Genomic DNA, 10,547 nt, shown 5'->3' with positions numbered 1-10,547 from the left:
ATATATAATACAATCACACATATTAAATTAAATCTTTTACATTTACAGTAACATTCACACAATGTTTGTAAATTTAGAATGGTAAGTCATCATCGCTAATATCAATCGGTCCGTTTGCATTAGCAAATGGATTGTTTGATTGAGCATTATTATTCGATGAATTATTGTTGTTGTTTTGATAAGATGACGTATTTTGACCTGATTGTTGACCACCAAAACTTTGTCCATAATCTTGAGAATTGTTATTCCCTTCTTGAGCATGGCGTTGGTTTTGATTTTTAGGTTCAAGGAATTGAACGCTATCACAAACAACTTCTGTTACAAAAATACGACGTCCTTCTTGGTTTTCATAGCTACGTGATTGAATGCGACCGTCAACGCCAGCCAAACTACCTTTTGATAAGTAGTTATTTACATTATCTGCTTGTTTTCTAAAAACAACACAGTTTATGAAATCTGCTTCGCGTTCCCCTTGCGCATTTGTAAACGTACGGTTTACCGCTAAGGTAAAAGTCGCAACACTCACGCCTGAGGGTGTTGTTCTATATTCTGGATCTTTCGTTAAACGACCAACTAAAACAACTCTATTTATCATTTAAACGACCCCCAATTATTATTTTCTAGTCTTATCTTCGTCTTCACGAATTACGATGTAACGGATGATATCGTCTGAAATTTTAGCTAAACGTTGGAATTCGTCAGTAGCTTCATTGTCTTCAGTTTGGATACGTACGATATTGTAGTAACCTTCGCTGAAATCATTAATTTCATAAGCTAAACGGCGTTTGCCCCAATCTTTAGCTTCTAATACCTCTGAACCATTAGTACCTAAAATTCCGTTGAAACGTTCAACAACAGCTTTTTTAGCATCTTCCTCAATGTTCGGACGAACGATGTACATAACTTCATATGTTCTCATTTTATAATTGCACCTCCTTGTGGTCTATGCGGCTCGTCATCAATTGCGACAAGCAAGGAATAATTTTCATTACTCACAATCAAGAATTATAGCATAGGGTATTACATTTTACAATGATTATCGACACACCAAAAAACAAATATTTTATAATGTTTCATATGAAACATTATAACTTGTAAGCCAAAATATCTTTCCTTTTACAAACTTAAATTTAGAACTATGAATACACTTATACTTCTATAATAGTAGAGAATGTATTTTTATTTATTTTTTACACCATTTAAATTAAATAAAAATTTAATACCTTTCAAGGCAAGGTTGCTAAATCACTTTAATTCTAATAGCATATCAACTATGTTCAGTTTTTATATTTTTCTTTATTTCGTCATTAGCCACATTCGCATAATATCAAACATATCAAAGGAGTAAATTATGGTTTCTACAATTAAAAAAAGTTTAGTCTCATTGAGTGTTATTCTCGCTTCAACTTTCACTTTCCACTCAGCCCAAGCTGCTGAAAATACTACAAGCGAAAAAGGTACCATGGGTTACGGTTATCAGAAGTACATAGAGAAACATCCTGAAAAATTTTCAAAACAAAAAGCAACAGGTGATTCGAATAACATCAAACCTGAAGCAGGAGCAACATCAAATGGCGAACGTATCCTGGATATCTCTGAATGGCAAGGTGATTTAACTGCTAATCAAGTCAAAGACCTAAAAGCCAATTATGATTTTATTATTATTCGTGCTCAATATGGTTCAGAAAAAGTCGATGCAACTTTAGAACATAACTCTGCTTTATTAGATGAATACAATATGAAATTCGGCGTCTATTCTTATAGTATGTATGAAAACCCAGATGATGCGCGCTATGAGGCACAAACTTTATATAATCGTGCTCCAAAAGCGAGCTTCTACATTAATGACTTTGAACAAAATTTTGTAACATCTGGCACTACAGATGAAAGTACATCTGCATGGTATGATGAAATGAAGGGATTAGCAGGAAATAAGAAAGTCCTATTTTATTCTTACGAAAACTTCATGACTCAACATGCTTCCAATTCTGTGGGCGACTATGATGGTTTTTGGATTGCAAATTACAATCCAGATGAACCAACTCGCGAACACGTATTATGGCAGTATACAGATTCCTATCATTCACCTGAATTAGACCAAAATGTAGATGCAAATTATACAGGGCCAGGTGTAAACCCAGACTGGTTTACTTCTTAAAACTCATAAAAAGAATGCATTCTAAAATAAAAAAAGTCCTATCCGATTTTGAAAATCGGATAGGACTTTTTTATCAACCATACTACTTAGGTTAGAAATAAAACCATATCATCTCAATTAATCTTATTGTTTAAACATTAAATCTAAAGTGTACGACGTCTCCATCTTTCATAATATACTCTTTACCTTCCAAGCGTTGTTTACCCGCTTCTTTGGCACCATTTTCACCATCATATGCTACATAATCCTCATAGCTCGTCACTTCGGCACGTATAAAGCCTCTCTCAAAGTCTGTATGGATGATACCAGCACATTGTGGGGCTGTCATACCTTTTATAAATGTCCACGCACGTACTTCTTGTACGCCAGCTGTGAAATAGGTTGCTAAACCTAATAAATCATATGTTGTACGAATTAAACGGTCTAACCCTGGTTCTTCAATACCTAAATCTTCTAAGAACATTTCTCTATCTTCGTCATCTAAGGTAGCAATTTCTTCTTCTATTTTCGCACTAATAACGATAACTTCAGATTCTTCCGCATCTGCATATTCGCGGATTTTTTTAACTTTTTCATTATCTTCATCGCCAATTTCATCTTCTCCAACATTAGCTATATAGAGCATTTCTTTAGATGTTAATAATTGTGCTTGATTTACATATTTTTGGTCTTCTTCCGTAAATTCTAATCCTCTCACAGGTTGACCTTCTTCTAATGCTTCTTTGATTCTAGTTAAAATGCGCACTTCATTAACTGAATCTGGATCTTTTTGTCTTGCCATTTTTTCAACTTTAGGTAATCTTTTTTCTACAGATTCTAAGTCGGCTAATACTAATTCCATATTAATCACTTCGATATCATCAATCGGATCTACACGTCCAGAAACATGTGTGACATTGTCATCTTCGAATGCACGCACGACCTGACAAATCGCATCTACTTCACGGATATGGGACAAGAATTTATTTCCTAGTCCTTCACCTTTAGATGCACCCTTTACTATTCCTGCAATATCAGTAAACTCAAATGTTGTCGGGAGTGTTTTCTTTGGTTGTACCATTTCAGTTAGAACATTCAATCTGCTATCCGGTACTTCCACGATACCTACGTTTGGATCAATTGTTGCGAATGGGTAGTTTGCTGCAAGCGCACCTGCTTTTGTAATTGCATTGAAAAGTGTAGATTTACCTACGTTAGGTAAACCGACAATACCTGCTGTTAAAGCCATTTATTCATTCTCCTTATTTTCAGTATCTTGATGTGATACTAATATTTTTTTTAATTTTTTATTAAATGTTTGTCTTGGAATCATAATACTTCTTTGACAATTTTCACATTTTATCCGGATGTCTGCACCTACGCGAATGATTTTAAAACGATTCGTACCACATGCATGTTGTTTTTTCATCTCTACAATATCATTTAAACCGTAATTAGATGTCATTCTATCACACCTCCGAAACCCTATACGTTATTTTGTTGGTTAGGATCATATTGTACCATCATAGGTTGTGGCACTTTGATTTCTTCCAATTTGAATAATTTTAAAATTTCTTTCCTTAAAATCCTTGCACCAGCTGCACCTTCACCAGGTATTGTTTCTGCAGATATACTCAACATGATCTCATCTCTCGTAATTGAATTAATACCAATGACTTGTGGATTTGATATAAATAAATAGTATTTAGAGCGTAATGCTTCAAAGTGTGGGTTTAAAATACTTTCAACTTGTTCCACATCTTCATTCACAGAAATAGGAATTTCTACAATAGCTTCGCCATTCGTTACCGAATAGTTTGTAATCTCACCCATACTACCGTTCGGCAATGTCGTTAATTCACCTGTAATTGTATTAATTCGAGTAGACCTTAAACCTATTGATTTCACAGTACCTTCTGCCACTGTTGTACCAGCGCTATTAATTTTAACATAATCACCTACGTCAAATTGATTCTCAAAAATAATAAAGAAACCTGTAATGATATCCTTCACAACTGTCTGTGCACCAAACCCAACAGCTAAACCTACAACACCAGCACTTGCAATGATACCTTCAACACTGATACCAAATTTACTTAACACTGTTGTCAACACTATAAACCATACTACATATGATACTACATTTTGAATGAGTGATACTAATGTTTTTGAACGTTTTTTATTTGCCTTTTTACCCTTATTTTGAATTTTAAAGAATTGCTCTATTCCCTTATTAATAAAACGCAAGACTATCCACGCAACTATGATATATACAACAATCATAACGATGTTAGAAACTAGCGTTTGATATGTTTCCGGCTTCATTAAAGGTTCTATTAATGAATAAAAGATACTTTTAACTTGATTCAATTCTATTTCCTCCTTAAAACGAGACACATGATTATTCTATGATAACTATTTTTTCTATGAAACAAATCCAACTTTAGCTCTAATTGTTCTATAATAAAAGGATATCCTTATCAAACTATCTCACTAGATTCTATAAATTTCAAACGTTCATTATTTTATATTAATTATGCACATTGAGCAACAAATTTAAGTGTTTATTTTAAAATCAACACCATAAACTATTGTAATTTATAAATTCTCTCACACAGCGCTTCTTACAATATGCTATATGACCTCAAATAAAAAAGACAAAAGAAAAAGAACCATAATTAAAAATTATGATTCTTTAACACCCAGTCAGTAATATTACTATATATAACAACTAGAACACAAGTGTTTACAAAATCATATTATTTATCATTTATGAACAAACTTCTTAAAACTAAATGATAGACAAGTTACTTTTAACATTCTAATCAATTTATTTATATTGTATATTTAGTTAATTATTTTAATACAAAATTATATTTTGATTAATTAAAAATATTAACAGTTTGGCATAAAATATAAACACCCAGGGATTTTCCAACACATTCCCTCTCAATAGTTGTAATATTCTGATAAAGGAGATGTGACATACGATTCACTATAGATAGTATGCCTTTAAATATCTTGATCATTTTTCAAGCTACATCTTCAATATAGTTCTAAACGCCAAAGGAGGGAAACCAACATGGAATTATTATCATTAGTATCATTATTACTTAAATTATTAGGATAGTATATCCAATAGTGTTTATATCATAGTATTAAATACCTCAACGTTTGCATTACATAAATACTGATACAACATACTATGACGTTCTATAAACAAACACTTAAATTCAAACGTTTCATCATTATAAATAAACGCACGCACTAAGAGCTCTAATTAAAAATTATGATTCTTTAACACCCTATTATTTATATAACATTAGTCTTTTTAGTACATAACGTTTCCTAATACCTATAAGTAACAAGCACTTACTGACCCTTACATCGGTAAGTGCATTTTTTATACAGCATTTATCTTTAACGCTTCAAAAATTAATGGTACTTAACTATTGTATCGTTTTTAATATGTAAAAATATCCCTCAGTTTATTGAAGCAACTTCAATAAACTGAGGGATATTATTTTATAATGACTTATGTTCTTCTGAGAATTGTTTTTCTAAATCATTGTAAAGTTTAAAAATCATTACACGTTCACCTGTGCGTGAACTTAAGTCTGTATGGAAACTTTTAACTTGTTCACCTGTAACGGATAGTACGATATCATTAAGCGCTTCTATACCCGACTCCACTAATTTGGAACGTGTTTTTTTAATTGTTAATAAGCCTTCATTTGTTTCACAAACTTTGTATTCTGCTTGTGTTAATACGCCTTGTAAACTTACGATTATCATATCGCGCAATATATCTGTTTTTACAGAAAGAGATCCGCGGCCTAGGAAGTCTTTTTCCCATTGTGTAATTGCTTTGCTGATTTCAGACTCATAAGTGCCTTTAGTTGTTTTCATATCGTATGCATCTCCTGTAGAAGCAAATTTAATTTTACATAAGTTAGAAAAGTGTTATCAACAAAGATAACATTATCATTTATATATTTTTTTCTCCACACTTCTTTACTAAATATTTAGAAGTAATATTGCGCTTTTTAATTTTAAATGTATTTAATATTAGCTTGATTACTTTTTCTTAGTCATTACCAATCTTGCCATTGGCCAAATTCATCTACACTCGCAAGTCTGATCCATCCATTTTTGACTTTTTGTTGAAACGCTTGATTCTCTTCTAAAATCTGTGCAACCATTTGCTGAGGCGCTTGCACTACTACCAATAATCTAATCGGCGAATGATACATTTTGTTATCAGACGACATAACCGATTGCCATGGTAAGCCAGTCATCAAATCACTTGCATTACCTTGCATTACCCCTATACCAGAGGTTACAGTCTGTGTCGCTTTACTACCACTACCATAATAATGTGGTGCTACTGTAGAGGCATAATATTGCAAGTTAATCCACTGCGCCACGGTAGCTGGTCCACTGATAATAGTAGCTAAAATACTGCCATCTTTATCGTGCTGCCAATCGTAATTATGCAAAAACACCCGCCCTTGTAAATCACTATTTTTTGTTAATTCTCGTTGTCCAATAACAAATGCTGCATTTTTAGCAAGACCCCATTCTGGTCTCACCTCACTCCAATCATTCGTTAGGTTATGGACTTCGCTTACAGGATGCTTCCGCGATGATGTATTGTGTGGTAACGTTGCCAAGCGTTTCTTGTTTGCTGAATAGCTAATAGCAGGCATAGCCGCTTTTATCATCTCAAATGACGACTGCGCCGCTTCATTTAATTCTGGTACATAAATCCAATGTAAGTCATCTACAGAAGTCATATGTTCTGCAGCTGTAAATACTGTAGATTCCGGAATAACAATACCTTCTTGCGCTAAACCATACCTCACCTCAGGTAAGTTACATAGTTGTGCTAATACTTTAGCATTAAAGCCACTTGCTGCCCCGCCACAAGCACCACAATCTAAGGCAGCAGCATACGGGTTGTTTGCACTGTGACTTCCGTGTCCACAAAATACAACTAAAGGCGCAAAATTGGATGTCAAATCCATTAATCGTAAGGCATCTCTTGTATATGTTACTTTTTCTTCCTCAGTAAATCCCACAGGCAATCCATCTTCATAATGGTGCTTATGATTAAGCGTTAACGTTGTATCATCTGGTTTATGTAACCATCTAGCGTAGAATTTACGCATCAAATGACCTGCATGCTTTGGCATAAAACTGCGTGAAAACATTTGTAACGTTAGCCAAGGACCACTGAGTTCAGGTAGTAACAAACTGGGCAATGCATTTTGTTTCATTTTCTTGAATGTATAAGTAACTGATTCAAGTGTATGTTTTCGCTGTTGAAATGCGGTTGGCTCTCGTTTTAAAGTGTACTCCTTAATTTTGTGAAGCGGCTGATTCATAATTGGAAGTGACGGGTGACTATGGTGGTTACCCAATTCACATTTCTCAATGGGTAGACCAAAGAATCCAGCTATACCTATTGTTTCAAAAGGTCCTGCGTGTTCAATTTGACGACGAAATGGTTCGGATCTCACGTCTATACAAAATGCCATTTGTACTTGGGTATGTTCATTTTGTTGCTGCTCTAATTGCTGTGGAACAATCATTTCTTTCATTTGATGATTATAAGTTGCTTCCCAAGCTTCTAACCAGAGTTTACGACATTCTCGCTGATTAAACTGCGTTGCAAACATAATATATTGCTTTTGTTCATATGAGTTAAGCATGCTCCATTCTTTTAGCGAAATGCCCCCCCACCTTAACCATGATAAGATACAGTCCTCTATTTGTATCGATGAACGTGTATCAGGTTGACTCACAGGTAAATACGGCTCTACCAAAGACCATTCCATACCTAAACGAATAGCTAGATAGGATAATAACAAACTATCTACATGCGTATTATTTTCTTCTTCCCACAATATCATACCCGCCCAACCTGGTAATGACAGTAAGTGGTTTTCGAGATATGTTTGTGTTTGTTCTTCGTTAATTTGTAATTTTGATAATACAACTTTAATTAATGCTTCTGGATGACTAGGCAAGTTTTTTAACCGTAGTCGTTGTGATTTCGTTAATGCTGGATCATGTTTAACCAACCGTTTCCATGCCGAGAACAATCCCCTCTCTCTATTTGGCATCGTCCAACCTGATTGGGCATCATCAAAATAGAGTTTACACCATTTGATAATATGATAATCTACTGTATCAATGACTTTCTTGTTGTCTTTATCTAACACATAACTACTTACTAATGGGGTTATAGTTTCAGATTCATTATTATCTATAAAGGCTTCACTCAACTCACTTGATAATGCTTCAAGTTGGTGTCGCTCTGTTTTCGTCGCAATTAAAGGCTCTAACTTTAATGCGTTACGTCCAAACTGTTCTGCTTTTGCCTTAGGTATGACAATATTTGTCGCTTCTAACCATTGTGTAAATAGACCTGTTAACACATCTTCATCTATTTCACCTTGTTTTTTAGCTTCTAATATCGTTGCTACTGCTGGGTACATATCTACATCACGCGCTTTTTTCAAACCTTTTGCTACTTCGTCAAATGTCTTGTGTTCTAATTTTGACCAAGGGCTACGTGCCGCAAACACCGAAATGGGCGATAAAGGCACAATAACCTTACTTGCATTGCTAACACATGAAATAATATCAAAACTATCCATAGCCTGTTGTTGTGTCGTTTCTCTTGTTTCTCCCATTTTAGTGTCCTCCTTTTGAAATATATTTTTTTAAATAATTGGGATGACGTTCGACTGTCTCTGGTTTGGCATCACCTAAGCGCACAAGCCACAGATACATGATTGAAAAAGCAGTAGAAGAACGATGACGTGCCACCCAAGTACTCATTACACTACCGAGTAAGAGGATAATTGCGACAACTATAATTACAAATGTCGGTGGTTGCACGCTTTGGAACGAAATTGTATGCAATTCGACTGAGAAATAATGATGCACGAGATAATAAACCGAACCAACAACAATTAAGAGTACTAGGCCTATGATACGTCCAAATTTACCTTCACCAAATGCGACGAGTTGTGTCCAAGATACGGATAGTGACCAAGCCAATATCAATCCACTAACGATACGGTAACCTTCTTCTGGAGCACTTAACCAAAAACCTAAACCTATGAGCAATGCTAATACACGTCCGGATATTATCCACAGATAAGACATTCTTTCGTTAGCACGATTCGGCACACTAAAGTGACGGACTGCTGAACCTGAACGTAAAAAGAGCGTTGCTTTAAACAAACCATGTAAAATCAGATGGATAATCGCTGGTATATACGCCCCTAACGCACATTGGATTAACATGAAGCCCATTTGCCCTATCGTTGATCCAACTAAAAGACGTTTATAATCGGCATGCACTAAACTAATACCTGCTCCCATCAATACAGAAACACTTGCAAAAAATAGTAGGATGAGCGTAGCGATATCACCATTAAATAATGGTGAAAAACGTGTCAGCATAATCCCACCTGCATTTACAATACCTGCATGCATTATTGCTGATACTGGCGTAGGCGCAGCCACAGATTCTATCAACCATCTTTGAAATGGCCATTGCGCCGCTGGAATCATCACCGCCAATATGATGAGTAAATTAATGCCAAATCGTTCCCACCCATTTATTTGACCTAAATTTGTATTGGTAAAGATATCTATATACTGCCATTCTCCAGTAAGGCTAGCTATCCAAAGCACTGCAATTAATAAAGCTATCCAACTTAACAAGAATAAATTTCTAGTAACCTTGGCAGCTGCCTTCGTCACTTTCCAAGCACTTGTCAAACTAATAAGTATAGTTAAACACGCTAATGTTAATCCCCAACTTATGACCATGATGCGTAAGTCTCCTGTTAACCATGCAATTGCTGCAAAACTTGTAGTCAAAGTAAATAAAGTGAAATATTTTCTATAACTACGATCTCCCATCAAATAACGCACACAATAACGCTGGATAATGACACCAATAATTAACACAAAGAATGACATTAACCAAGAGAGTACATCCGAATACCAAATACCGACCGCCATATTTTTATGGGCGAAGATAAGTCCAATAAATGCCACAAGTGGAGGAAGTGCTATGAACCAAATATGTATACGTACGTATAAAAGTGGTATACGTGAATTTAAAAAAACAAGTCCACTTATAATAGACATTAAAAGTGTGATAAAAAATATGATGAATAATATGGATACATTGAACGATGTAAGCATGTTGGCTTCCTCCTGTCTAAGAAATGATAATTTATTTAAGTCGGTACTAGTATTTAGTCCATTTGAACATTAGGTTCATTAAAAAAAGCCAACAATACATAATAAATCATAGTTGATTTATTATCATTGTCGGCTTCATTACAACGCATTTCTATGCAAAATGTTTTGCTTTGCTACC

Annotated in this window: 9 protein-coding genes; 1 reads left to right on the top strand and 8 read right to left on the bottom strand. The window is 34.7% G+C overall.

Features of this window, described 5'->3' with window-relative positions; translation table 11 throughout:
• Positions 1–73 precede the first annotated feature (73 nt).
• Positions 74–595 carry a single-stranded DNA-binding protein gene (gene ssb, locus BK821_RS04530; protein WP_046836916.1) on the bottom strand — a complete coding sequence of 174 codons (522 nt, stop codon included), beginning with the start codon at positions 593–595 and terminating at the stop codon, positions 74–76.
• Positions 596–613: 18 nt separating this feature from the next.
• The gene (gene rpsF, locus BK821_RS04525) at positions 614–919 is read right to left on the bottom strand and encodes a 30S ribosomal protein S6 (protein ID WP_046836917.1); all 306 of its coding nucleotides are present in this window, start codon (positions 917–919) and stop codon (positions 614–616) included.
• A gap of 432 nt (positions 920–1,351) precedes the next feature.
• Here rpsF and BK821_RS04520 point away from each other — a divergent pair, with 432 nt between their 5' ends.
• The gene (locus BK821_RS04520; RefSeq protein ID WP_046836918.1) at positions 1,352–2,158 is read left to right on the top strand and encodes a GH25 family lysozyme; all 807 of its coding nucleotides are present in this window, start codon (positions 1,352–1,354) and stop codon (positions 2,156–2,158) included.
• 130 nt (positions 2,159–2,288) lie between these two features.
• Here the strand turns inward: BK821_RS04520 and ychF are convergent, their stop codons facing one another.
• From ychF to BK821_RS04490, 6 genes are all read right to left on the bottom strand, one after another.
• Positions 2,289–3,386 (bottom strand): redox-regulated ATPase YchF, encoded by a 1,098-nt coding sequence (gene ychF / locus BK821_RS04515; RefSeq protein WP_046836919.1) that lies wholly within the window; start codon positions 3,384–3,386, stop codon positions 2,289–2,291.
• Complete coding sequence (locus BK821_RS04510; RefSeq protein WP_046836920.1) at positions 3,387–3,602, bottom strand: DUF951 domain-containing protein; 216 nt, start codon at positions 3,600–3,602, stop codon at positions 3,387–3,389. It lies immediately after the preceding gene.
• A 20-nt stretch (positions 3,603–3,622) separates the two neighbouring features.
• Complete coding sequence (locus BK821_RS04505) at positions 3,623–4,507, bottom strand: mechanosensitive ion channel family protein (RefSeq protein ID WP_046836921.1); 885 nt, start codon at positions 4,505–4,507, stop codon at positions 3,623–3,625.
• Between the two features lie 1,155 nt (positions 4,508–5,662).
• Entirely contained in the window at positions 5,663–6,046 is a 384-nt protein-coding gene (locus tag BK821_RS04500; RefSeq protein ID WP_046836922.1) for a Na-translocating system protein MpsC family protein, read from the bottom strand.
• 185 nt (positions 6,047–6,231) lie between these two features.
• The gene (locus tag BK821_RS04495) at positions 6,232–8,838 is read right to left on the bottom strand and encodes a DUF2309 domain-containing protein (protein WP_071331309.1); all 2,607 of its coding nucleotides are present in this window, start codon (positions 8,836–8,838) and stop codon (positions 6,232–6,234) included.
• 1 nt (position 8,839) lies between these two features.
• Positions 8,840–10,369 (bottom strand): NADH dehydrogenase subunit 5, encoded by a 1,530-nt coding sequence (locus tag BK821_RS04490; protein WP_071331308.1) that lies wholly within the window; start codon positions 10,367–10,369, stop codon positions 8,840–8,842.
• Positions 10,370–10,547 lie beyond the last annotated feature (178 nt).

It is taken from the genome of Staphylococcus sp. LCT-H4, from assembly GCF_001866145.1.
GTDB lineage: Bacteria > Bacillota > Bacilli > Staphylococcales > Staphylococcaceae > Staphylococcus > Staphylococcus succinus.
Note: the sequence above shows the minus strand (reverse complement) of the source record. Positions and strands in the feature narration are given on the sequence as shown.

Coding starts and splice junctions, on each gene's coding strand:
- ssb (WP_046836916.1), bottom strand. CDS start 595: ATGATAAATAGAGTTGTTTTAGTTGGTCGTTTAACGAAAGATCCAGAA.
- rpsF (WP_046836917.1), bottom strand. CDS start 919: ATGAGAACATATGAAGTTATGTACATCGTTCGTCCGAACATTGAGGAA.
- BK821_RS04520 (WP_046836918.1), top strand. CDS start 1,352: ATGGTTTCTACAATTAAAAAAAGTTTAGTCTCATTGAGTGTTATTCTC.
- ychF (WP_046836919.1), bottom strand. CDS start 3,386: ATGGCTTTAACAGCAGGTATTGTCGGTTTACCTAACGTAGGTAAATCT.
- BK821_RS04510 (WP_046836920.1), bottom strand. CDS start 3,602: ATGACATCTAATTACGGTTTAAATGATATTGTAGAGATGAAAAAACAA.
- BK821_RS04500 (WP_046836922.1), bottom strand. CDS start 6,046: ATGAAAACAACTAAAGGCACTTATGAGTCTGAAATCAGCAAAGCAATT.
- BK821_RS04495 (WP_071331309.1), bottom strand. CDS start 8,838: ATGGGAGAAACAAGAGAAACGACACAACAACAGGCTATGGATAGTTTT.
- BK821_RS04490 (WP_071331308.1), bottom strand. CDS start 10,369: ATGCTTACATCGTTCAATGTATCCATATTATTCATCATATTTTTTATC.